This window comes from Flexivirga caeni, assembly GCF_003724155.1.
GTDB classification, from domain to species: Bacteria; Actinomycetota; Actinomycetes; order Actinomycetales; family Dermatophilaceae; genus Flexivirga; species Flexivirga caeni.
Genome location: NZ_RJJQ01000003.1, coordinates 175,226 through 196,603, shown reverse-complemented (window position 1 = coordinate 196,603; position 21,378 = coordinate 175,226). Strand labels below are relative to the sequence as shown.

General features: G+C 68.6%; 20 protein-coding genes and 1 riboswitch. Of the genes, 7 read left to right on the top strand and 13 right to left on the bottom strand.

The features are described from left to right. The first annotated feature begins 29 nt into the window (after positions 1 to 29). Positions 30 to 647, top strand: a complete 618-nt coding sequence (locus EFY87_RS05265) for a DUF3043 domain-containing protein (protein WP_245988450.1) — start codon at positions 30 to 32, stop codon at positions 645 to 647. A 109-nt stretch (positions 648 to 756) separates the two neighbouring features. On the opposite strand, the gene EFY87_RS05260 is transcribed toward EFY87_RS05265, so the two are convergent. From EFY87_RS05260 to EFY87_RS05245, 4 genes are all read right to left on the bottom strand, one after another. After that, positions 757 to 1,143: a nuclear transport factor 2 family protein gene (locus EFY87_RS05260; RefSeq protein WP_123270410.1), complete on the bottom strand. Its 387-nt coding sequence runs from the start codon at positions 1,141 to 1,143 to the stop codon at positions 757 to 759. Positions 1,144 to 1,242: 99 nt separating this feature from the next. Continuing rightward, positions 1,243 to 1,458: a hypothetical protein gene (locus EFY87_RS05255; RefSeq protein ID WP_123270409.1), complete on the bottom strand. Its 216-nt coding sequence runs from the start codon at positions 1,456 to 1,458 to the stop codon at positions 1,243 to 1,245. An 82-nt stretch (positions 1,459 to 1,540) separates the two neighbouring features. Continuing rightward, entirely contained in the window at positions 1,541 to 2,314 is a 774-nt protein-coding gene (locus EFY87_RS05250) for an ABC transporter permease subunit (RefSeq protein ID WP_148043259.1), read from the bottom strand. A gap of 35 nt (positions 2,315 to 2,349) precedes the next feature. Next, the gene (locus EFY87_RS05245) at positions 2,350 to 3,249 is read right to left on the bottom strand and encodes an ABC transporter ATP-binding protein (protein ID WP_181445443.1); all 900 of its coding nucleotides are present in this window, start codon (positions 3,247 to 3,249) and stop codon (positions 2,350 to 2,352) included. Positions 3,250 to 3,382: 133 nt separating this feature from the next. Here EFY87_RS05245 and EFY87_RS05240 point away from each other — a divergent pair, with 133 nt between their 5' ends. Both EFY87_RS05240 and EFY87_RS05235 read left to right on the top strand, forming a co-directional pair. Next, entirely contained in the window at positions 3,383 to 4,579 is a 1,197-nt protein-coding gene (locus EFY87_RS05240) for a sensor histidine kinase (RefSeq protein WP_123270406.1), read from the top strand. Then, complete coding sequence (locus EFY87_RS05235; protein WP_123270509.1) at positions 4,566 to 5,237, top strand: response regulator; 672 nt, start codon at positions 4,566 to 4,568, stop codon at positions 5,235 to 5,237. Before EFY87_RS05240 ends, EFY87_RS05235 begins: the two co-directional genes overlap by 14 nt. A gap of 3 nt (positions 5,238 to 5,240) precedes the next feature. Here the strand turns inward: EFY87_RS05235 and EFY87_RS05230 are convergent, their stop codons facing one another. Together EFY87_RS05230 and gcvT are read right to left on the bottom strand one after the other, a co-directional pair. Beyond that, positions 5,241 to 6,704 (bottom strand): purine-cytosine permease family protein, encoded by a 1,464-nt coding sequence (locus tag EFY87_RS05230; RefSeq protein WP_123270405.1) that lies wholly within the window; start codon positions 6,702 to 6,704, stop codon positions 5,241 to 5,243. 139 nt (positions 6,705 to 6,843) lie between these two features. Continuing rightward, complete coding sequence (gene gcvT, locus EFY87_RS05225) at positions 6,844 to 7,947, bottom strand: glycine cleavage system aminomethyltransferase GcvT (protein WP_123270508.1); 1,104 nt, start codon at positions 7,945 to 7,947, stop codon at positions 6,844 to 6,846. Between the two features lie 101 nt (positions 7,948 to 8,048). On the opposite strand from gcvT, the gene EFY87_RS05220 reads away from it, so the two are divergent. After that, positions 8,049 to 9,548 carry a leucyl aminopeptidase gene (locus tag EFY87_RS05220; protein ID WP_123270404.1) on the top strand — a complete coding sequence of 500 codons (1,500 nt, stop codon included), beginning with the start codon at positions 8,049 to 8,051 and terminating at the stop codon, positions 9,546 to 9,548. Between the two features lie 83 nt (positions 9,549 to 9,631). Here EFY87_RS05220 and EFY87_RS05215 read toward each other — a convergent pair whose 3' ends face one another. Next, positions 9,632 to 9,811: a DUF5302 domain-containing protein gene (locus tag EFY87_RS05215; protein WP_123270507.1), complete on the bottom strand. Its 180-nt coding sequence runs from the start codon at positions 9,809 to 9,811 to the stop codon at positions 9,632 to 9,634. Between the two features lie 176 nt (positions 9,812 to 9,987). Here EFY87_RS05215 and lpdA point away from each other — a divergent pair, with 176 nt between their 5' ends. The 3 genes from lpdA to EFY87_RS05200 all read left to right on the top strand — a co-directional run bounded on the left by lpdA (position 9,988) and on the right by EFY87_RS05200 (position 14,242). Continuing rightward, positions 9,988 to 11,370 carry a dihydrolipoyl dehydrogenase gene (gene lpdA / locus EFY87_RS05210; protein WP_123270403.1) on the top strand — a complete coding sequence of 461 codons (1,383 nt, stop codon included), beginning with the start codon at positions 9,988 to 9,990 and terminating at the stop codon, positions 11,368 to 11,370. Between the two features lie 64 nt (positions 11,371 to 11,434). Then, entirely contained in the window at positions 11,435 to 13,150 is a 1,716-nt protein-coding gene (gene sucB, locus EFY87_RS05205) for a 2-oxoglutarate dehydrogenase, E2 component, dihydrolipoamide succinyltransferase (protein ID WP_123270402.1), read from the top strand. Positions 13,151 to 13,342: 192 nt separating this feature from the next. Then, the gene (locus EFY87_RS05200; protein WP_123270401.1) at positions 13,343 to 14,242 is read left to right on the top strand and encodes a TIGR01777 family oxidoreductase; all 900 of its coding nucleotides are present in this window, start codon (positions 13,343 to 13,345) and stop codon (positions 14,240 to 14,242) included. Positions 14,243 to 14,256: 14 nt separating this feature from the next. On the opposite strand, the gene EFY87_RS05195 is transcribed toward EFY87_RS05200, so the two are convergent. The 6 genes from EFY87_RS05195 to lipB all read right to left on the bottom strand — a co-directional run bounded on the left by EFY87_RS05195 (position 14,257) and on the right by lipB (position 21,221). Further along, positions 14,257 to 15,273 (bottom strand): acetamidase/formamidase family protein, encoded by a 1,017-nt coding sequence (locus EFY87_RS05195; protein WP_123270400.1) that lies wholly within the window; start codon positions 15,271 to 15,273, stop codon positions 14,257 to 14,259. Positions 15,274 to 15,302: 29 nt separating this feature from the next. Beyond that, the gene (locus EFY87_RS05190; RefSeq protein WP_148043258.1) at positions 15,303 to 16,823 is read right to left on the bottom strand and encodes a serine/threonine-protein kinase; all 1,521 of its coding nucleotides are present in this window, start codon (positions 16,821 to 16,823) and stop codon (positions 15,303 to 15,305) included. Positions 16,824 to 16,889: 66 nt separating this feature from the next. Beyond that, complete coding sequence (locus EFY87_RS05185) at positions 16,890 to 18,014, bottom strand: lipid II:glycine glycyltransferase FemX (RefSeq protein WP_123270398.1); 1,125 nt, start codon at positions 18,012 to 18,014, stop codon at positions 16,890 to 16,892. Between the two features lie 33 nt (positions 18,015 to 18,047). Then, positions 18,048 to 19,271 carry a carboxylate--amine ligase gene (locus tag EFY87_RS05180; protein ID WP_123270397.1) on the bottom strand — a complete coding sequence of 408 codons (1,224 nt, stop codon included), beginning with the start codon at positions 19,269 to 19,271 and terminating at the stop codon, positions 18,048 to 18,050. Further along, positions 19,268 to 20,449, bottom strand: a complete 1,182-nt coding sequence (locus EFY87_RS05175) for a DegT/DnrJ/EryC1/StrS family aminotransferase (RefSeq protein WP_123270396.1) — start codon at positions 20,447 to 20,449, stop codon at positions 19,268 to 19,270. The genes EFY87_RS05180 and EFY87_RS05175 overlap by 4 nt, the downstream gene beginning before the upstream one ends. A gap of 139 nt (positions 20,450 to 20,588) precedes the next feature. Beyond that, positions 20,589 to 21,221 (bottom strand): lipoyl(octanoyl) transferase LipB, encoded by a 633-nt coding sequence (gene lipB, locus EFY87_RS05170; protein WP_123270395.1) that lies wholly within the window; start codon positions 21,219 to 21,221, stop codon positions 20,589 to 20,591. A gap of 77 nt (positions 21,222 to 21,298) precedes the next feature. Continuing rightward, positions 21,299 to 21,370: riboswitch (Fluoride riboswitch) on the top strand. Positions 21,371 to 21,378 lie beyond the last annotated feature (8 nt).

The window sequence follows — 21,378 nt, the reverse complement described above, 5'->3', positions numbered from 1 at the left end:
ACGCTCCGACGCCCCGTACACTGTGCGTCGTGTTCGGCCGCAACAAGACCCCCTCTGATTCCGACGTCACCTCCGAGGCCTCGGAGGCGGCGCTGACCCCTCCGTCCACCGCGCAGGAGGCCGGGTCGGGGCAGACGCCCAAGAAAGGCCGGCCGACGCCGACTCGCAAGGAGCGGGAGGCTGCGCGCCGCAAGCCGCTGGTGCCGGTCGATCGCAAGGCGGCCAAGCGCGAGTCACGGGACGAACTGCGCAAGAAGCGGATCCAGCAACGCGAGGCGTTCGCCCGCGGCGACCAGGACGCGCTGCCGGCACGCGACAAGGGGCCGGTCAAGGCGTTCATCCGCGACTACGTCGACTCCCGCCGCAACTTCGGTGAGATCCTGCTGCCGCTGATGCTGATCGTCTTGTTGCTCACCGTGCTGCCCAACCACATGCTGCAGATGATCGCGTTCTTCCTCGTCTGGGTGGTCGTGGTCGTCGGGGCCATCGACGCCTACCTGATGGTCCGCCGGATCAAGGTGCAGATCCGCGAGCGATTCCACACCGAACCGCCGCGTGGCACCGCATCGTATGCCGTTATGCGCGCCTTCCAGTTGCGCGCCGGGCGCCGGCCGAACCCGCGTGTCAAGCGCGGCGACACCATCTGACGCCGCTCCTCCCGTGCGCTTGCGGGCTGTCTGCGGGTTTCGAGTATGCCGATCGCGCGGTATCGCGCCCGCTGGGCATACTCCTGGGGTCCTGTTGTGTCCCGGCAGTTCAGTCCTTGATGGTGTCCGTTGCTTGCGACCAACGGCACCGCCAACCGCCATCCGTCTGCACATAAGCATCGAGATGCCAACACTCGAGGTGACCACCGCCCCGCGGTGTGATGAGATCAATGATCGAGCGGTACCTCACCACGGCAAGGCGTGCGTCCCACAGCACCTCGACGGGAGTCACCGGTTCAAATCGCGAATAGCTGATGGATTCATCGCAGAGGCCACCGACGTACGTGGCTCTGTCCCACACCGTGCCGCCCGGACTGCACAGCACGAAGTCAGGATCGTGCAACTCCCACAACACCGACTCGTCGGCGTCCACAATCGCTCGCAACCGTTCGCGTTCGATCTTCTCGAGATCGCCGACCTCAGATTCGTTCGTCACCTCGGAATGCTATGGGCACGGACCCCGAGTATGCCGGCCGCGCCGCTACGACACCCCGGCGTACGCAACCTTCGACGGTTGAGGGTTACGTGAGGACCGCTACCCACCCACGCTGAGCAGCATCGGGCCATAGACGGTGCGGCCGGCGTGACGCAACGTCACCGCGGTAACGCCGGCGTCGAAGAGGGACCGCCAGTGCTCGCCCAGCCAGCTCTCGGCGTCGCTCTGCGTCGGGAAGGCGGACGTCACCGCCTGCGCGGCCGTGGCCGGCACTCCCTGTGCGTCCTCATAGGTCCAGTTCCACCCGTCCGTCATGGGTCCAACCTAGAGACCGGCACCGACATAGGAAAGCCGCACGGAACTCCCCCGATGAGCTCCGTGCAACTTTCGAGTGGCTTCACGCCGACTTCACCTCGCTGTGCGTCATCCGCCAGATGCCGGCGATCATCGGCAGAGCCAGCCAGATCAGCAGTGAGACAACGAGTTTCGCCCAGTCATCGCCGTGCATGGTCGCGTTGTACAGCGGGCTGAGCGTGCGGTTGGTGTCGGCCCACTGCGCGATGTTCTCCGACCAGGAGAAGCTGCCGAGGATCGACCAGAGCGTCGGCAGGATGAGGAACGCGACGATCGCACCGGGTGTGTTCTGGATCAGCATGCCAAAGGCGACACCGATCGACATGTAGAGCAATTGCCCGACCACGGTGCCGAGCACGACCTGCCACGACAGGTGCCACGACGGGTTACTGCTGCGTAGCGCATCGGTGAGGCCGGTGAAACCGAACGCCACCACCAGAGCGATGACGACGCCCGCCGCACCGAGGGCAAGCGCGGCCACCCATTTTGCGAACGCGATGCGACTACGCCGGGGCTCAAGGGTGAAGGTGACCAGCCCGGTCCGTTGTGACCATTCGGCCGTCACCGCGAGCACGCCGAGCAACGGCAGCATCAGCTGCAGCGGCAGCGATCCCAACGCAAGAAAGTCACGCAGGTTCTTGTCCTGCGACGGCTTCCCGCTGAAGACGCCGATCAGACCCACGGCAACCACCAGGCCGATCGCGACCAGGATCAGCACCCGACCGGCCCGGGTGTCGGTCAGTTTGCGCAGTTCGAGCGCCACCAGCCGCCCGAACGGTATGGCGGAGGCGGTCCCGGCCTCCAGTCGCTCCGACATGTGTGCTCGATCCGAATGCACAGTGGACGTGGCGTTCACGCCGCAACTCCTTCGCGAGCATCGGCAGCGGTCAACTGCAGGAACATCTCTTCGAGCCCGGACGTGCCAGCTTCGCGCAGTTCCAGCAGCGCGACCTGCTGCTGGAGCGCGAGCTGGCCGACCACGCACGGTTCGGCGTCGGTGTGGATGCCGCCGCCGTTCATCGGTGCCGCCTGGAAACCGCCGACTTCCAAGGCTGTTGCCAGGCGCGCATCGTCGGCGCTGCGGACCGTTGTCCCCGCGGCCGACATCAGTTGCGCCTTGGAGCCGTTCGCGACGATCCTGCCGCGACCGATGACGACCAGGTCGTCGGCGACGACCTCGATCTCGTGCAGCAGGTGCGAGGAGAGCAGCACCGTGCCGCCCTCGTCCGCGAAACCGCGCAGCAGACTGCGCATCCACCGGATGCCCGCCGGGTCGAGACCATTGGCCGGTTCGTCCAGGATCAGCACCTGTGGGTCGCCCAGTAGCGCGTGCGCGATGCCGAGACGCTGACGCATACCCAGCGAATAGTTGCGCAACCTGCGCCGCGACTCCTCGCCGGTGAGCCCCACGAGCTCCAGCATCTCGTCGACACGGTGTCGGTCCAGACCCATCATGATCGCGCCGAGCGTAAGAATCTCCCGGCCGGTGCGTCCCGCATGCTGCGCGGCCGCGTCGAGCAGGACCCCGACGTGCCGGCCAGGGTTGCCGAGGGCGACATACGGCCGGCCCAGCACCGTCGCCGTGCCCGAGGTGGGAGGCGTCAGGCCGGTAATCATCCGCATGCAGGTCGACTTGCCGGCACCGTTCGGTCCCAGGAATCCGGTGACGGTGCCCGGCTCGACCCGGAACGACACGTCGTCGACCGCGACGTAGCGGCCATAGCGGCGGGTGAGGTGTGCTACTTCAATCATGCTGGGCACGATGCCTGGACAACGGGACATGGCACATCGGGCGCGTGACTGAACCTGCATCCTACTTTGGTATGGCGTCCCCTGACTCCTGACTCTGCTGAACGACGCGCCCCGGCGTCATACGCTGTCGGTCGTGACCTTCGCTCTGCCCGGCGTCAGCCGTGGCCGCCACATCTGGGGTGAGGTATGGCGAGAGACGGCCGCGGCAACTATCGGCTGCCTCCTACTCACGATCGAGATCACCGGTTCGGCACGGGGTTACGGTCCACCGCACCGTTGGGCGTGGGTCGATCTGGGGATCGGCGTCGTATCGCTCGTGCTGCTGCTGTGGCGGCGTCGATTTCCCTTCGGCGTCTGCCTGATCGTGACCGCGTTCTCGGCGCTCTCCGTGGTGTCCGCCGCGGCTGCGGCAGTCGCTCTGGTCTCGCTTACCACTCACCGCCGCTGGCGCCCGGTCCTGATCTGCGGGCTGGGCGGGCTCGCCGCCGGCTGGATCTTCCAAGTCCTCTTCCCGGCTCCCCATTCCGGTTTCGGCGACGTGATCTCGTCCATCGTCATCGGCCTGCTCGGGATGGGGATGTGCATCGCGAGCGGTTCGGCGATCGGTGCGCGCCGACTGCTCGTGGCAAACCTGCGTACCCAATTGCGGGTCGCCGAAGACCGGCAGCACCTGCGCGCGGAACAGGCCCGGGCGGCCGAACGAGCCCGCATCGCCCGCGAAATGCACGACGTGCTCGCACACCGAATCTCGTTGGTGGCCATGCATTCCGGCGCACTCAGCTATCGCGCCGACCTGTCGGAGGACGAGTTGCGCGAGTCGACGACGGTCATCCGAGACAACGCGCACGCCGCCCTGACCGAGCTGCGCGAGGTGCTCGGCGTGCTCCGGGACCCGACCAGTGCCTCCGTGCGCCCCGACGCGCCGCAGCCGACGCTGGCCGACTTGCCGGCCCTGGTCGCGGACGTCGAATCCACCGACGGACCGGTCGAACTCCGCCTTCCAGCGGACCTCGACGGGCTCACCGACCTCGTGTCGCGCAACGCCTACCGGATTGCGCAGGAGGGACTGACCAACCGACGCAAGCATGCTCCGGGCCGCCCCATCTCGATCGTCTTCGCCCGCGACGCCGATCACCTCGTGCTGACCATGCGCAACCCGATGGGAACGCCCGTGCCGGCCGCAAGCGACCAGCTTCCTGACTCGGGTCTCGGTCTGGTCGGCGCGACCGAGCGCGCCGTCCTCGTCGGTGGCGAGCTCACCTCAGGCCGCGACCGCGCAGGCAGCTTCGTCGTGCGTGCCCGGCTACCGTGGCCGGATGACGACCACTGAAGCCGGCCCGATCCGGGTCCTGCTCGTCGACGATGACGCACTGGTGCGGGCCGGACTGCGGCTGATCCTGCGCGGTGCACCCGACATCGAGGTGCTGCCCGACAACCCTGCGGATGGCGCTGCGGGTGTCGCTGCTGCGCGAACTGGACGTCCTGACGTCATACTCATGGACATCCGGATGCCCGGCACCGACGGCATCGAGGCAACGAAAACCATTGCGGATCAAACCAATCCGCCATATATCATCGTGCTCACGACCTTCGACTCCGACGACCTGATCGTGCAGGCACTGCGTGCTGGTGCCAGCGGATTCCTGCTCAAGGACACCCCGCCGGAACGGCTGGTCGACGCCATCCGGTCGGTCGTCGCGGGCGACCCGATCCTGTCGCCGAGGGTCACCCGGCAGCTCGTGGAGCGCATCACCGCCGCGCCCGATGACGGGCGCGCCGCCGCCCGGGAGCTACTGGCCTCGCTCACCGACCGTGAACTGGAAGTCGCCGAACTCGTCGGTCGCGGCTGCTCCAATGCCGACATTGCGAGACGCCTCTATATGAGCGTGCCGACGGTCAAGGCGCATGTTTCGCGCGTGCTGACCAAACTCGGCGCGGACAACCGGGTGCAGGTCGCGATCATGGTGCACGACGCGCGTCGCGACTGACGGCTACTGGCGGACGCCGCTCGCGAGAGCCTCGATCTCCTTGATCTGCTCGTCCGCGAGCACCTTCTCCGCGTCAACGTCGAGGTTGCGCGTGAACAGCCAGTAGCAGATCGCCGCGACCGGCAGGCCGATGAACATCGAGATGTCGACGCCGCCCCACGCGTGGGAGATCCAGCCCTCGAAGAAGCCGGACACGTTGAAGAAGGGCACCATCGCCGCGAACCCGATCACGTATGCCGCGATGCCTGCCCAGCCGAACCGGTGGTAGATCCCGTCCGGCCGGAAGATCTCGCCGATCGCGTAGTGCCCGTGGCGCACGATAAAGAAGTCGGTCAGATTCACTGCTGTCCAGGGGATGAACAGGTAGAGGATCACCAGCAGGAAGTCGTTGAAGTTCGCCAGGAAGTTGGAGGTGGCCAGCACGGCGAAACCGAGCGAAAGCGCCGCGGTCAGCACCAGAGTGACGATGCGGATCCCCAGGGTCGGGTTGACCTTCTTGAAGCTGTCGATGGACGAAATTAGCGTCAGCGATCCGCCATACATATTGAGCGCGGTCACCGAGATCAGTCCGATGGCGAGCACGATCAGGGCAAAGGTCCCGAAATGCGGGAACAACTTGTTCGCGACACGCTGCAGGTCGACCACGGTGTTCGAGCCGATGTCCTTGTAGGAGACGGCAATCCAGGACCCGAGGAACATCATCCAGATGCCGCCCAGCGCGCTACCCCAGAAGGTGACGTGGAACGTGTGGCTCGGTTTGGTGTCCGCGGGCAGGTAACGGGAGTAGTCGGACACGTAAATCGCCCACGAGATCTGATAACCGGCGGCCACGCCGACCTGCCCGAAGAACGGCGTCGCACTGAAATGGCCCAGGTCGAATTGCGAGGACGGAATGTGCAGATGCACGATCGCCGCAACCGACACCAGCGCCAGCACCAGGATCGTCAGCATGGTGAGGTAGCGCTCGAAGAGGTGGATGAAGTCATAGCCGACCAGCGCGATCACGACCGCGACAATCGTGACGACCCAGATCCACAGGTCGTTCGACGCCTGCTTGGAACTGATGGCGCCGCCCAGCGCCTCACCGCCAAGCGCCCCATTGAACACGTTGAATCCGGCGTACTGGATGTAGGCGAACAACCACACCAGCAGCGCGCCCACATAGCCGAATTGCGGCCGCGACTGGATCATCTGCGGCAATCCGAGTTGCGGACCCTGCGAGGAGTGCGCCGCCATGAAGATCGTGCCAATGCACACGCCGATGGCAATGGCGATCAACGACCAGATGAGATTTCCGCCGCCGGTAATGCTGATCAGGCCTGTGGCTAGCGTCGCGATCTGCGCATTGCACATAAACCACAACGGACCGATGTGGGAGACCTTGCCATGTCGCTCGGCGAGCGGGACGTATTCGATGGAACGGACTTCGATGCCGCGCCGGCGTGCCGCCTCGTCGGTAACCGTCATGGAAAGGCCTCCTGCTCGTGACACAACACCGGATCGGCCGCAAGGCCGAGCGAAGATTACCGCCATCTTCAGCGCTGCGGAAAGGCTCCCCAGCTGGGAATTCCCTGAATTCCCAGCTGAATTTCCCCGTGCGCTGGCCTCAGTCGACCTGGGTGTGCACGAACGGCGGTTTCACCACGACCGCGGGCAGTTCGCGGCCCCGCACGTCGACGACGAGCTCGTCGCCCTCCTTGCTGCCGCGGTCAAGCAGCGCAATCGCGATGCCGACCTTCAGGGTCGGCGACATCGTGCCCGAGGTCACGGTGCCGACGACGTCGCCGGCGGAGTTGCGCACGTCGCAGCCGGCCCGCGGTATGCCGCGGCCGGTCGCTCGCAGCCCCCAGGTGAGGCGGTAGCCGCCGGCGTCCTTCTGTGCGGCGAGCGCGTCCTTGCCCCAGAACGTCTCCTTGTCGCGACCTACCGCCCAGCCGGCGCGCGCCATATTGGGCGTGATGTCCATCGACAGTTCGTGGCCGTGCAGCGGGTAGCCCATCTCGGTGCGCAGCGTGTCGCGCGCGCCGAGTCCGCAGGGGAGCCCGTCATACGGCTCCATCGCCGCCACCAGCGCGTCCCACAGGGCGGGCGCGTCGTCCCACCGCGGCACCAGCTCGAAACCCTTCTCCCCCGTGTACCCGGACCGCAGCACGATCACCTGGTGACCCTCCCACTGCGTGACCCGGAACGACATGTAGTCCAGGTCGGTCGGCAGGCCGAGCGCGGCGACGACCTCGGGCGCCTTCGGCCCCTGCACCGCAATGATCCCGAAATCGCTGTGCTGATCGGTGATTTCGATGCCTGCGGGCGCCTTCTCCTGCATGCGCCGCACGACCTCGGCCGTGTTGGCGGCGTTGGGCACGAGGAACACCTCGTCCTCGGAGCGGAAGTACTGGATCAGATCGTCGACGACGCCGGCGGTCGCGTCGTCCAGGCACATCGTGTACTGCGCCTTGGGCGGCGCGACCTTGCGCAGGTCGTTGGTGAAGCAGCTGTTGACGAAGTCAGCCGCGCCCGGTCCGCGCACCAGTGCCTTGCCCAGGTGGGACACGTCGAAGATGCCGACCCGCTCGCGCACCGCGGTGTGCTCGCGCAGCACGCCGCCGCCGGGATATTCGATCGGCATCTGCCAGCCGCCGAAGTCGGCCAGTTTGGCACCCAGCGTCACGTGCCGATCGTGGAGGGGAGATGTCTTCAGCTGCTCGGTCATGGACCGCACGGTAGCGCCTCCGCACAGACGCCGCGGGGTCGGCCGGGCAGGGCGTATCGTCGCCGGGAGTCCCGCCCAATCGCACCCAAGGAGAAACGCCCGTGCCGAGGCTGAACATCGTCGACCAACCCGTCGGCAAGACCAAGACCGACTCTCTGGTCGTGCTCGCGATCCAGGACGGCGACGCCGCGCAAGTCGCCGCGACCCCCGCACTCGCCGCCGAAGCGCGCGAGCACATCGACTCCCAGTTGCTCGCGCTCGCGGCGACCGGCTCCGCCGACGAAATCGTCCGGCTCGCAGGGGTGCCCGGCATCTCCGGCGTCGTCGTCGTGTCCGGCTCCGGCCTGGACCGTATGCCGGCAGCGGACGACTCCGAAGTGCTGCGCCGCGCGGCGGGGGCAGCAGTTCGTGCCCTGCACGGCAAGTCGACCACGATCGCCGTCGCGTTCCCGACCTCGGCGCCGTCCGACGCCGTCGCGATCGGCGAGGGCGCGCTTTTCGGCTCCTACGAGTTCACGACCTACCGCTCCGGTGCCGGCCACAAGCCGATCACCCGCATCACCGTGCTGTCGGCGCTGGCCAAGGACAAGGAGGTCACCGCGGGCGTAAAGCGGGCCCAGGTGGTCGCCGACGAACGTGCCTGGGCGCAGGACCTGGTCAACACCCCGCCACTCGACCTCTACCCCGACTCGTTCGCCACCGCGGTCAAGGACCATGTGGCCGGCTCCAAACTCAAGGTGAAGGTGCTCGACGAGAAGGCCCTGGCCAAGGAGTCGTGCGGTGGCCTCATCGGCGTCGGACGCGGGTCCGCCCGCCCGCCCCGCATGGTGGTGCTGAGCTACCGCCCGGCGAGGGCGAAGTCACACCTGGCGTTCGTGGGCAAGGGCATCACCTTCGACTCCGGCGGTCTGTGCATCAAGCCGCCGGAGGGCATGATCACGATGAAGTGCGACATGGCCGGTGCCGCCGCGGTCGCCGCAGCCACTGCGGCGATCGCCACGCTCGGACTCCCCGTCGCCGTCACCGCCTACCTGTGCCTGGCCGAGAACCTCACCGGGTCGGACGCACAGCGTCCGGGCGACGTCGTCACCATGCCGAACGGCCGCACGGTCGAGATCATCAACACCGACGCCGAGGGCCGCCTGGTGATGGCAGATGGACTCGCGCTCGCCTCCCGCGAGGCTCCGGACCTGGTCGTCGACGTCGCGACGCTCACCGGCGCGGCCGTGCTGTCGCTCGGCCCGCGCACGGCTGCCGCGCTCAGCAACGACGACACGGTGCGTGAGGAGCTGCTGACCGCCGCCGGTACGGCGGGCGAGGACCTCTGGCCGATCCCGCTGCTGCAGCATCTGCGGTCGGGCATGAAGTCGCTCGTCGCCGACACCAAGCACACGGGCACCCGCGAGGGGGGCATGATCATCGCAGCGCTCTTCCTGCAGGACTTCGTCGGCGACGACGCCGACGGCACGCAACTGCCGTGGGTGCATCTCGACATCGCCGGCCCGGCCTACTCGACGGGCGACAGCTACGGGTATGTCGGCACCGGTGCGTCCGGGTATGGCGTGCGCACCCTGGTGCAGCTCGCCGCTGCGCGCAGCTGAGCAGTCGCACAACCCAGAACGTACGGGAACCCCGCACCGGATGGTGCGGGGTTCCCTTCTGCTCCAGCGGGTTTCGCGGCAGCTCAGCCCGACTTGCGTCGGAACATCTGCTGGGTGCCACTGGTCTCGGCGTCGTGTGCACCTGCCACCTTCGAGCGCCCCGAACGGTCGGAGACATCGGTGCCTCCGTGTGCGTGCTTCTTGTCGAGCGCCTCGCGGAACTTGCGCTTGACCTCGTCACTGGGTCCCGGCTTGTCGGTCATGCGGTGGGCCTCCTTGCACTTGGACTGAACGCCCCACTCTCGCATGCCGAGGCGCCGGGTGCCAGCAGATAACCACCCGGTTTCGACACTCCCGTCATACCGCTCGCAGGCGTGCGTCCGGCTAGTGCCAAGATGGCCGGGACAGCAGCATCGAGACGCAAGGGAGCGTTGCGGGTATGACGGCACCTGCCGACAACTTCGACCTGGTGATCCTGGGTGGCGGCAGCGGCGGTTACGCGTGCGCGTTCCGCGCCGCCGAGCTGGGCCTGCGAGTCGCACTGGTGGAGAAGGACAAGGTCGGCGGCACCTGCCTGCACCGTGGCTGCATCCCGACCAAGGCGCTGTTGCACGCCGCCGAGATCGCCGACAGCGCGCGCGAAGGCGCGAAGTTCGGTGTCCGGACCAGCTTCGAGTCGGTCGACATGACCGGCGTGCACGCCTACAAGGACGGCGTCATCGGCCGGCTCTACAAGGGCTTGCAGGGACTGGTGAAATCGCACGACATCACGTATGTCGAGGGCACCGGACGCCTCACCTCGCCGACCACCGTCACCGTCGGAGACCGGGTGCTCACCGGCAAGAACATCGTGCTGGCCACCGGTTCCTACGCCAAGACGCTGCCCGGCGTCGAGATCGGCGGACGCATCGTCACCAGTGACCAGGCACTCACCCTGGAGGACGTTCCTGGCCGGGTCATCGTCCTCGGCGGCGGCGTGATCGGTGTCGAATTCGCCTCTGTATTCTCGTCATTCGGTGCCGAGGTGACGATCGTCGAGGCACTGCCGCGGCTGGTGGCCGCGGAGGACGAAGCGATCTCCAAGCAGCTCGAGCGGGCGTTCAAGAAGCGCAAGATCACGGCGCTCACCGGTGCGCGGCTCGCGTCGGCCACACGGGACGGCGACGAGGTCACCGTCACCCTGGAGTCGGGCAACACCCTGACCGCCGACCTGCTGCTGGTCGCCGTCGGGCGCGGCCCGGTCACCGACGATCTGGGGTATGCCGAGGCGGGCATCACCCTGGACCGCGGCTACGTCGTGACCGACGAACGCTGCCGCACGAGCGTGCCCGGCGTGTATGCCGTGGGCGACATCGTGCCGGGGCTGCAGCTCGCGCACCGCGGCTTCGCCCAAGGCGTCTTCGTCGCCGAGGAGATCGCGGGGAAGGATCCCGCGCCGATCGAGGAGAGCGGCATCCCTCGTGTGACCTACTGCGACCCGGAGATCGCCTCCGTTGGACTCACCGAGGCCGCAGCGCGCGAGAAGCACGGTGACGCGACCACGGCATACGACTACAACCTCGGCGGCAACGGCAAAAGCCAGATCCTGCAGACGCAGGGTTTCGTGAAGGTCGTCCGGGCCGGCGACACCGGCGCCGTGGTCGGCGTCCACATGATCGGTGCCCGCATGGGCGAGCAGGTCGGCGAGGCGCAACTCATCGTCGGCTGGGAGGCGTTGCCGGATGACGTGGCCACGCTCATCCACGCCCACCCGACTCAGAACGAAGCGCTGGGCGAGGCTCATCTCGCCCTTGCCGGGAAGCCGTTGCATGCCCATGCGTGAGACGGCGAAACCCGGACGTGAGATAACCGTGCACACCAGCATCTGATCTAGGAGACTTGAGTTCATGTCTGAACGCGTGACAATGCCCGCACTCGGCGAGTCGGTGACAGAGGGCACCGTGACTCGATGGCTCAAGCAGGTCGGCGAGGAGGTTGCCGTCGACGAACCACTGCTCGAAGTCTCCACCGACAAGGTCGACACGGAGATCCCCTCGCCCGTGGCCGGCACCCTGCAGGAGGTGCTGGTCGAGGAGGACGAGACCGTGCCGGTCGGCGCCGACCTCGCGGTGATCGGCGACGGTCCGGCCGCTCCGGCGGGCGACTCAGGGTCGGACGAGAAGTCCGAGGAGGCTGCCCCAACCGACGAAAAGCCTGCTGCGCCAGCGGATCCGGCTCCCGCAGCCCCGGCCGAGCCGCAGGCGTCGTCGGGTGGCGAGGTCAGCGGCGGCGAGACCATCACCATGCCGGCACTGGGCGAGTCGGTCACCGAAGGCACCATCACCCGCTGGCTCAAGGCCGAGGGCGACGACGTCGAGGTCGACGAGCCGCTGCTGGAGGTGTCCACCGACAAGGTCGACACCGAGGTTCCTTCCCCCGTCGCCGGCAAACTGTCCAAGATCCTGGTCCAGGAGGACGAGACGGTGCCCGTCGGCGCCGAACTGGCGATCGTGGGCGGCGAGGTGTCGAGCGGGTCTGCGCCCGCGGCGGCACCCGCAGCCGAGGAGAAGCCGGCCGAGCCCGAGCCAGCACCCGCCGCACCGGAGCCCCCGACGCCTGCCCCGGCGCAGTCCGCTCCGGCCGCGGCACCGGCTCCGGCGGCGAAACCGGCCGCTCCGGCGGCCGGCTCCGGCGACCGGGAGCCTGCGTCATACGTCACCCCTCTGGTGCGCAAGCTCGCCGCCGAGAACGGCGTCGATCTCGCGTCCGTGCAAGGCACCGGCGTCGGCGGCCGCATCCGCAAGCAGGATGTCCTGGATGCCGCCAAGCCTGCTGAGCCGGAGCCCGCTGCTCCGGCGGCGCCCGCACCCGCGGCACCGGCCGCGGCTGCACCGAGCGCCATCCCGGAGGTTTCCGCGAAGCGCGGCACGACCGAGAAGATGACCCGCATGCGCAAGCTGATCGCTGCGCGCATGGTCGAGTCGCTGCAGGTCTCGGCCCAGCTGACCACGGTGGTCGAGGTGGACGTGACCAAGATCGCGCGGCTGCGGGCGCGCAGCAAGGCCGCGTTCGAGCAGCGCGAAGGCGTCAAGCTGAGCTTCCTGCCGTTCTTCGCGCTGGCCGCGGTGGAGGCACTGAAGGCGTATCCGCAGCTGAACGCCAGCGTCGAGGACGACTCGATCGTCTACCACCCGCAGGAGAACCTCGGCATCGCCGTCGACACCGAGAAGGGTCTGATGGTGCCGGTCATCCGCGACGCGGGTGACCTGAACATCGCCGGGCTGTCCCGCAAGATCGCCGACATCGCCGAGCGCACCCGCACGAACAAGGTGACTCCGGACGAGCTCGGTGGTGGCACGTTCACGCTGACCAACACCGGCAGCCGCGGCGCGCTCTTCGACACGCCGATCATCAACCAGCCGCAGGTCGGCATCCTCGGCACCGGCTCGGTCGTGAAGCGCGCGGTCGTGGTGGCCGACGGCGACGGCGGCGAGACGATCGCGATCCGCTCGATGGTCTACCTGGCACTGTCCTACGACCACCGCATCGTCGACGGCGCCGACGCCGCCCGCTTCCTGGTGGCGATGAAGAAGCGCCTCGAAGAGGGTGCCTTCGAGGTCTGACGAAGGGCGCTGCTCCGCCGAGTGGACAGTAGTTGCTGCGAGAACTGCGTTTTCACCGCAACTGCTGTCCACTCGATGCGTTCACCGGCCAGGGCTGCCCGACGCGACGGGCACCGCTTGAGTGGTGCTGGCTCGAAGCATGTAGTTGCATTGACCGGGAGCGAGCACCACACCAGCTGATCAGGAGTCGTCATGCGCATAGCCATCGCCGGGTCGTCCGGCCTCATCGGCACCGCCTTGGGTGAAGCGCTGGAAGCGCGCGGCGACGAGCTCGTCCGGCTGGTCCGGCGGCCACCCGCACACGCGGGCGAGGTGCGCTGGGATCCCGCCGCCGGCCAGCTGGATCCGGCTGCCCTCGAAGATGTTTCGGCAATCGTGAACCTGGCGGGCGCAGGCATCGGGGACAAGCGGTGGACCGCGGCATACAAGCAGACGCTGATCGACTCACGCGTCGACAGCACCCACACCATCGCCGAGGCGATCGCACACCTCGACGCGCCGGTTCGCCTGGTGAACGGCTCCGCGATGGGCTACTACGGCGACCGCGGTGAGGAGACTCTCGACGAGGATGCGGCACCGGGCACCGGGTTCCTGGCCGATCTGGTCACCGCCTGGGAGTCGGCGGCGGCACCGGCGAGCGCCGTGGGCTCGCCAGTCGCGTTCGCCCGCACCGGCCTGGTGATCGCGCCCGACGGCGGGCTGATGAGCCGGGTGCTCCCCCTCGCGAAGCTCGGCCTCGGCGGTCCGCTCGGCAGCGGGCGGCAGTGGTGGTCCTGGATGTCGCTGCCGGACGAGGTCGCCGCGCTCGTGCACCTCGTCGACCACCCGGAGATCACCGGACCGGTCAACCTGTCGGTGCCGGCGGAAACCGCAGTGCGGCAACGGGATGCGATGCGGGCGCTCGGCCGCCAACTGCACCGCCCCGCGGTCCTCCCCGCCCCCGCACCGGCGCTGAAAATCGTGCTCGGCGAGTTCGCGAACGACGTCCTGGCGAGCACGCTGATGGCGCCAACCGTGTTGCAACGCAGTGGGTTCGAGTGGTCGATGCACGACATCGACGACGTCATGCGGTATGCCGCGAGGGGCGCCTGACTCCTGCGGCCGCGTTAGACTCCTGCAGCCCGTGCGAGCGAGCGCAGCCGATGATGCGTCCCGCCATACGCCTCGAAACCGGGCAAGTGGTCCTTCAGCACCTTCCCGACAACTGTGTAGTTCTCGTCGCACACGTTGGCGACCGGTGTGAGCGCGGTCTGCGAGACGAGCTGGTAGGCGTCCATCGCCGACAGCCCGAGCCCACCGGCGATCCAGTGCACCAGGTCGGCGTGGCTGATCCGGAACGCATCCTCCAGCGGGCGGGTCGAACCCGTCGACATGATGAAGCGGTCATCCTCCAGTCGCGGCCACGGGGTCGCGATGCCCTTGATCAGCTCCACCGCGAAGACCGTGTCCATCGCAGTTTCGACGGCGACCCCGCAGGTCTCGCCCTCCCCCTGCCGGGCATGCCCGTCACCGAGGCTGAGCAGCGCACCCGGCACGTTCACGCCGAGGTAACACGTTGTGCCTGCTCGCATTTCGGGCGTGTCCATGTTGCCGCCCCACGAGCCCGGAGTCAGCGAGGAGCGCACCTCGCCCAGAGCGGGCGCGACACCGACCGTCCCGTGCATCGGGTCCATCGGCAGGTCGACCGTCAGGTCCGAGTCGAGCGCGTGATAGCGCACCAGCCGCTCGGCGACGTCGAGGTCGTAGATCCAGGTGCGTTCCGGCAGCGGGTCGTGCAGCATCGCGGTGAACGGCGTCTGGGTCAGCGCGCCGAAGAGCGGCATCGTCGTGGAGACGCCCCAGTCGACGCTGGGGGTGATCGAGCAGAAGTGCACCGCGATCGTGTCGCCCGGCTCGGCGCCCTCGATGTGGAACGGCCCGGTCTGCGGATTGATGAAGCGGGTGTCGGTCACCTCGGTGGCAAGGTCCTGGGCGCGGCGGACCCGGCCGCCATAACAGTCCGCCGTCCAGGTCGACACGATCGTGCCGGGCCGCAGCGACCGGACGGGCTCGGCACCTCCAAAGGTGTAGACCAACGCCGCCGGATCGGCATCCTTATCGACCTCGTGCCGGATGATCTCCATGACCCGAGTATGCCGGAGGCTGGCCACAGTCAGTGCGGAGCCGCCCAATCCACCACTCGCCAGCCATCATTCGTCCACTGCAGAGACAGTTCAGTGCGTTGCCCGGACGCCGCAGGCACAGTGCGCCGCGCGCCCGCGCCCACCACGTCGTATGCCGAATTGTCGATCACCGCCGACACCCGCACCGCCGGCCCGGATCCCGATCGCACGGTGGCGGACCGCACCGTGAAGGTCAGCCCGGCATAGCGCACCCCGCGGCTCGCCGCGGTGCGCAGGTCGGCGCTGTCTCGACGGTGTGCGGGAGACCCCATCACCTCGGCGGCGGAGAGCCGGGCGCCGTCGCCACTCGTCCAGGCAGCAGCCCGGGCTGCCGCGAGCTGTTGCACCACACGCACCGGCGCTGCCCGGAGGTCGGCCGAGCGATCCGGGGTCGCTCGCGTGGTCGGTGTGGAGACCCGAGTTGCCAGCGAAGCGGTGTGGATTGCCTGCGACGCACCCGAGGTGCCCGACGCGCTCCGCGCAGCAGCCGCCGCGCCATCGCCACCGCCGGGCCCGAGACCGGTGGCGGCCAGAGCGGCGATGCCACCTCCCACGGCCGCCGCCCCGACAACCGCCGCCGCGCCCCAGGTCAGGCGGTGCGTGCGCGGCAGTTGCTCGGCGCCGTCCGGGTCGGGATCTGCGGCCGCCTGAGCACGGATGCGGCGGGTGAGCGCATCGGCGTCGTCGCCCTCCGGCACGGCCACCGCGCTCCGCCGGGCCGGTGATCCCTGCACCGGAGCGGGTTCCGGCCGGGCGCACCGCCATAGCGCGATGGCGAACTCTCCCGGCAGTGGACGCGCCGAATCCGTATGCGCGAGAGCGGCATTGACGAGATCACGCAACTCCGGGGACAGGTCCGGCACCAACTCGGCAAGGTCGGGGCGAAGCGCGGCCGGCTCGGGAGGAGCCCCGGTCAGCGCACACCACGCGATCGCGCCCAGCGAGTAGACGTCCGACGCGGGCACGGGCGGTCCGCCGGCGAGCACCTCGGGTGCGGCCCACGTCTCGGTGGCCCACACCTCCTCACCATGGTGCCCGGCGAGTCGCGACATACCCAGATCGGCGATCAGCGGCTTGCCCTCGCCGGTGAGCAGGATGTTGCCCGGGCTCAGATCGCCGTGAATCAGGCCGAGCCCATGCAGGTCGTGCAGGGCCCGGGCCACGGGGCACAGCAGGGTGACCAGCTCGCCCGGCGTCAGCACTTCCCGCCGGGCCAGCGTGTCGGCGAGCGAGCCACCCTCGGCGAGCTCCATCACCATCGCGGTGCCGCACGGGTCGGTCGAGGTGTCGGCGACCACGTCGACGAGCCGGACGACGTGGTCGTGCCGCAACGACTCCAGCACCGCCGGCTCATAGTCGAGCTGATCCGCACCCGCCCCGAGAACCTTTGCCGCCAAACGGATTTCGTCCGGACCTCGCACTGCCCACACCGCTCCGGTCGCGCCGCGGCCCAGCAGCTCCAGCACGGCATACCCCTGGAGCACGGGGCGGGGCGAGTCTGCTGCGGACATGGTCACGACAGCACCGTCGCACGAGACGCCCACCTCCCGCAGAAGTTATCCACAGCGCTGGGCGGCCTACTCGACGAAGTCGAACCTCTCGCCGGACGCCATCGGCTGCCGGGCCCGCAGGGCGCGCGCCCGCGCCGCCGTATGGCGCAGCGCCGTCCGCGTGGAGCGAGCCGTGTGGAAGAGGCGCACGGCATTCGGCCGCAGCACGACGTCCCACGGTCCCGGGACTTCGAGGAGCGCCTGCCTGCCGAAGTTGAGCTTGAAGCGGTTCAGGCTCAGCAAGCTCGGCGCCCGGTCGGAGCCGGCGCCGCAGAAGTCGAAACTCTCCGCTCCCTCGGCCTGCAAGGTCTGCAAGACACCCCAGACCAGCCGGTAGACGGCGTACGTGTCGCGCGCGGTGTCGGCCGAGGCGGCGAAGTAGTAGCCCGCCTGCCCGTCATACTCCGTGACGAGCGTCCAGGCGACCACGGACCCCTCGTCGCGGACGGTGAACAGCCGGCAGGTGTCCGGCCCGAGCCGGCGCAGCATCTCGTAGTAGCTCCGCCACGGCCGCAGCACGAATCCGTCCCGCCGGGCGGTCTCCTCGAAGATCGGGTACATCACCGTCTCGAAGTGCCGGATGCCGATCGCGGTCTCGTCGGCAAAGACCAGGCCATCGTTCTTCAGCGCCTTGCGAATGTTGCGGCGGCCGTTCTGGGACATCCCCGCCAGCAGGTCTTCCTCGGACTGGGTGAGGTCGAGCAGCACGGTCCGGTCGCAACTCACGCCGACCAGCGGTTCCACCAGATCGCTACCGGCATGCTCGGTGTGCAGCCGCAGCAGTCCTGCCGACGGCCGCTCCGCGCGGATGTATGCCGCGAGCGCCTCGCGCAACGCACGCTCTCGCGCAGCGCTGCGGTCGTCGTCCAGCCACACCGGACCCCGCTTCGCCCACAACTGGTCCAGCAATCTGCTGCGCTGCGCGCTGAGGCTGAGCGCCGCCATCGGCGCGTCCCCGTCGCTGACGACCAGGAACCGCCAGTGCGCGCGCCCCGGCAGCACGTCGTCATACCTCGCCCACTGCGGCGACTGCTCGACGGGTATGACCCGACCCGCTGCGTGCACCACGTCGACGAACTCGGCCGCTGTGCACTGGCGAACCGAGAGTTCTGCCCCGCCACGGGCCGCCACCGCCGCATCTGAGCCTGTCATTCTTCCCCCCAACACCTCGTTGGTCACTCCATATCAGTGTGGTCGTTTCGCCGCGAACTTCAGATAGTCGATCGTGTGCCGGGCGTCGACCCGGGCGATGTCCAGCCGCCGCTCGCGGCTGCGGTCCGGCCGGTAGTCGAGGGTGTGGACCACCCCGTGCTTCGCCGCAGCCCGCGCCCGGTGCCGCAGCGAGCGGGGCGCATACCGCAGCACCACCGGGTAGGGGACGTTGACCCAGAGCCGCTCGCGCTGCTCGCTGGTGAACTCTTCCCGCCGGTCATAGACCAGGTCACGAACGGCTGTGGCGATGAGATTCAGTCCGCCGGCCATCGCGTAGTAGCCGGTCGCCCCCGGCCGCAGGTTCACCTCCAGCAGCTTCGACTCGCCGGTGCGCCGGTCGACCATCACGTCGAAGTTGGCCAGGCCGACATACCCGACGCCGTCCAGGAACCGGCGGACGGATGCGGTGAGTTCGTCGTCGTTGATCGACAGGATCGCGTTGTTGTTGCCGATCAGGCTCGGGTTGTATTCGGTCAGCACGACCTGCCCGGCCGAGATCACCCGGGCGGTGCCCGAGTGATCGGAGTAGGAGTTGGCGACCTGCATGACCGACTCGTCGCCGGAGAGGTACTCCTGCACGATCAGGTCGCTGTCGTAGCCCGCGGCGAAGATCCGCTGCGCGATCGACCACATCTCCTCGCGCCCCTGCACCAGGTAGACCTTCTGCTTGCCCTCGAAGCTCAGCCGCGGATAGGTGTCGGTGTCCGCCGGCTTGAGGATCGCCGGGTAGCCGAACGGCAGGTCGTCCAGGACCGAGGTGTCGTCGCCCGGCGAGACGATCCGGGTCGCCGGGTGCGGCACGCCGAGTTCCTCGCAGGTGCGGTAGAAGTCGGTCTTGTTCATCAGCCGGTCAGCAAGCTGCTTGCTCAGCAGCGGTACGACGTAGCGGTCGTCGAGTTCGTCGCGGTGCTCCAGCACGACCCCGGTGTAGAACTCGATCGTCGGGAAGAGCAGCAGCCGGCGATCGGGGAACTCCGCGGCCACCTCGGCCAGGGTGCGCACCACGCCTGCCGGTTCGTCGAGATCGCGCACCGTGCGGACCTGCAAGATCTTCGAATGCGCGGTCTCCCGGAGCGGAAACCGGCCGACGGCAAGGGAATTCACCGCGAACGACTCATGCAGCGACCGCGCGATGTTGTAGGCGTTCAGACCCGATCCGATGATGACCGGGACGAAGTCGTCGTTCCCGAAGTTCATCGCAGCTCCGATCGCACGATGCCGGCCGCGCGCGAGGCCTCAGCCGGGTCGACGGTGGTCGGGAGGTTGACGATCCGCGCGATGAGTTCCTGCGTGCGCGGGGTCGTCTCCCCCGGCACGAAGCCGAACGCGGCCGGGTCCGGCACCCCGGGGAACAGCGCGGGGCGATACCACCTGCCGGCATACACCCCGGCCGCCGTGAGTATGGCGATGAGGCGCTCCGCCTCCTGCGTCGAGCCGGCGAAGAAGGGAAACCGCACCAGCGGGCTGGTGTCGGTGATGCTCGCCGGGACCTGCACCGTGTCGGGCAGTTCGCGCAGGTATGCCGCAGTGGCCGCCGCCCGGCGGGTCTGCACTCTCTCCAGCCGGCCGAGCTGCTCCGCCACCGCGGTCATCATCCAGCCGGCCGGACGCGTCGCGTCATACGGCAGCCCACCACGGGTCTCGGCGTCGGCGACGAGCGGCTCGAAGAGGCCCAGCCGGGTGAGTGCATGACGGGCCGGTGCCGCGACGGCGCCGGGAAGGCGGTTGAGCACCCGCACCTCGCTGCGGTAGGCCCGGGACCGCGCTGAGACCTGCACGCCGAGGTGCGGGAGGCTGCCCAGCTCGGTCCGCAGCCGGTGCTGCAGTGCGCCGTCGGCAAGATCGGGGTTGATCCAGATGGCGCCCCCGAACCGAGTCGCCAGCAGCTTTTCGGCACCGAAGGAGTGCACCGACACGTCGGCGAGTGGCCGGCCGGCGTCGTCCTTCGCCATCCGCGTCGCGCAGTGCGCCGAATCCTCCACGAGCAGCGCGCCCGCCGAGTCTGCGGCATGCCGCACTGCGGCCGAACGCTGCGGGTCGATGATGCCGAACGTGTGCTGCAGCACCACGGCACGAGTGGCCGCGTCAAGGTGCAGCGTGTCCGGGTCGAGCGCCAGCGAGGCGTCAGCGACTTCGCCATACACCGGCCGCAATGGTGTCGCGGTGATCGGGCTCACCGCCGTGACACACGTCAGCAGCTGCGTCGTGACTGCCCCGGGGCCACGCACGTCGGCGATGGCCTGGAAGACGACCCGCATCGCGTAGCGCGCGCGAAACACGAGGAACCAGTCATCGGCGTCGGTGCCGGTCGCCTGCGCGAGCATGCGTCGTACGCCTGCGGGCGATGTGACGGCGTCGTCCGTGGTTGTCACCATGTCTCCAGTGTCGTGGACCGTTCCGTCGACAGACCGGCCAGCGTCGAGATTACAGCGTCCTAGGAGTCGGCTGTGAACATTCTGCCGCTTTCGGTATGTCGGCTCCCTGGCAGACGCCCGACACCGCGATCCGGTTGGTTCAGGCCCCGACGATGAAGGGCAGGCGCTTCTCGATGTAGGGGACGACCTCCGCCACAGTCACGTCCCGGCCGAGCTCCTCGGTGAGCGAGGTGACCCCGGCGTCCGCGATGCCGCACGGCACGATGACCTGCGCCCAGGACAGGTCGCAGTCGCAGTTGAGCGCGAAGCCGTGCATCGTGACGTCACGGCTGACCCGGATGCCGATCTGGCCGAGCTTGCGCTCCGGCCTGCCGTCCTCCGCCGGGAGCCAGACCCCGCTGCGTCCCTCGACCCGCTGTGTCTGCAGGCCCAGGTCGGCGCACACCTCGATCATCAGCTGCTCCAGCCGGCGCACGTGGCCGACGACGTCGACCGGTTGCGCCAGGTGCACGATCGGGTAGCCGGTGAGCTGACCCGGGCCGTGCCAGGTGATCTTGCCGCCACGGTCGACGTCGATGACCGGGGTGCCGTCGAACGGCCGCTCGTGCGGCTCAGTGCGCTTGCCCGCCGTGTAGACCCGCTCGTGCTCCAGCAGCAGCGTCGTGTCCTCCTGCTCGCCGGCGACGACCCGGGCATGAACCTGGCGTTGCAGGTCCCAGGCCGCCTGGTAGTCGACGAAATCCGGGTCGAAGCCGACGTGTTCGATGCGCATGCGGCCACGCTACGCCGGGTCGGCCGGCCACGCGGTGGTGCCGCCCTACCGCGCGGTAGCCGAAGCCGTCCCTTACAGTTGGCCCGGGCGATGGATCCCGCCCGAGCACGCGCTCGAACCGCAAGAATGCTGATGGCTCCTACCACGTCGTGATCGA

Excerpts from the sequence above, each read along its gene's own strand:
- sucB (WP_123270402.1), top strand. The coding sequence starts at position 11,435 with ATGTCTGAACGCGTGACAATGCCCGCACTCGGCGAGTCGGTGACAGAG.
- EFY87_RS05245 (WP_181445443.1), bottom strand. The coding sequence starts at position 3,249 with ATGATTGAAGTAGCACACCTCACCCGCCGCTATGGCCGCTACGTCGCG.
- lpdA (WP_123270403.1), top strand. The coding sequence starts at position 9,988 with ATGACGGCACCTGCCGACAACTTCGACCTGGTGATCCTGGGTGGCGGC.
- EFY87_RS05250 (WP_148043259.1), bottom strand. The coding sequence starts at position 2,314 with ATGTCGGAGCGACTGGAGGCCGGGACCGCCTCCGCCATACCGTTCGGG.
- EFY87_RS05200 (WP_123270401.1), top strand. The coding sequence starts at position 13,343 with ATGCGCATAGCCATCGCCGGGTCGTCCGGCCTCATCGGCACCGCCTTG.
- EFY87_RS05235 (WP_123270509.1), top strand. The coding sequence starts at position 4,566 with ATGACGACCACTGAAGCCGGCCCGATCCGGGTCCTGCTCGTCGACGAT.
- EFY87_RS05190 (WP_148043258.1), bottom strand. The coding sequence starts at position 16,823 with ATGTCCGCAGCAGACTCGCCCCGCCCCGTGCTCCAGGGGTATGCCGTG.
- EFY87_RS05185 (WP_123270398.1), bottom strand. The coding sequence starts at position 18,014 with ATGACAGGCTCAGATGCGGCGGTGGCGGCCCGTGGCGGGGCAGAACTC.
- lipB (WP_123270395.1), bottom strand. The coding sequence starts at position 21,221 with ATGCGCATCGAACACGTCGGCTTCGACCCGGATTTCGTCGACTACCAG.
- gcvT (WP_123270508.1), bottom strand. The coding sequence starts at position 7,947 with ATGACCGAGCAGCTGAAGACATCTCCCCTCCACGATCGGCACGTGACG.
- EFY87_RS05195 (WP_123270400.1), bottom strand. The coding sequence starts at position 15,273 with ATGGAGATCATCCGGCACGAGGTCGATAAGGATGCCGATCCGGCGGCG.
- EFY87_RS05180 (WP_123270397.1), bottom strand. The coding sequence starts at position 19,271 with ATGAACTTCGGGAACGACGACTTCGTCCCGGTCATCATCGGATCGGGT.
- EFY87_RS05230 (WP_123270405.1), bottom strand. The coding sequence starts at position 6,704 with ATGACGGTTACCGACGAGGCGGCACGCCGGCGCGGCATCGAAGTCCGT.
- EFY87_RS05215 (WP_123270507.1), bottom strand. The coding sequence starts at position 9,811 with ATGACCGACAAGCCGGGACCCAGTGACGAGGTCAAGCGCAAGTTCCGC.
- EFY87_RS05255 (WP_123270409.1), bottom strand. The coding sequence starts at position 1,458 with ATGACGGACGGGTGGAACTGGACCTATGAGGACGCACAGGGAGTGCCG.
- EFY87_RS05175 (WP_123270396.1), bottom strand. The coding sequence starts at position 20,449 with ATGGTGACAACCACGGACGACGCCGTCACATCGCCCGCAGGCGTACGA.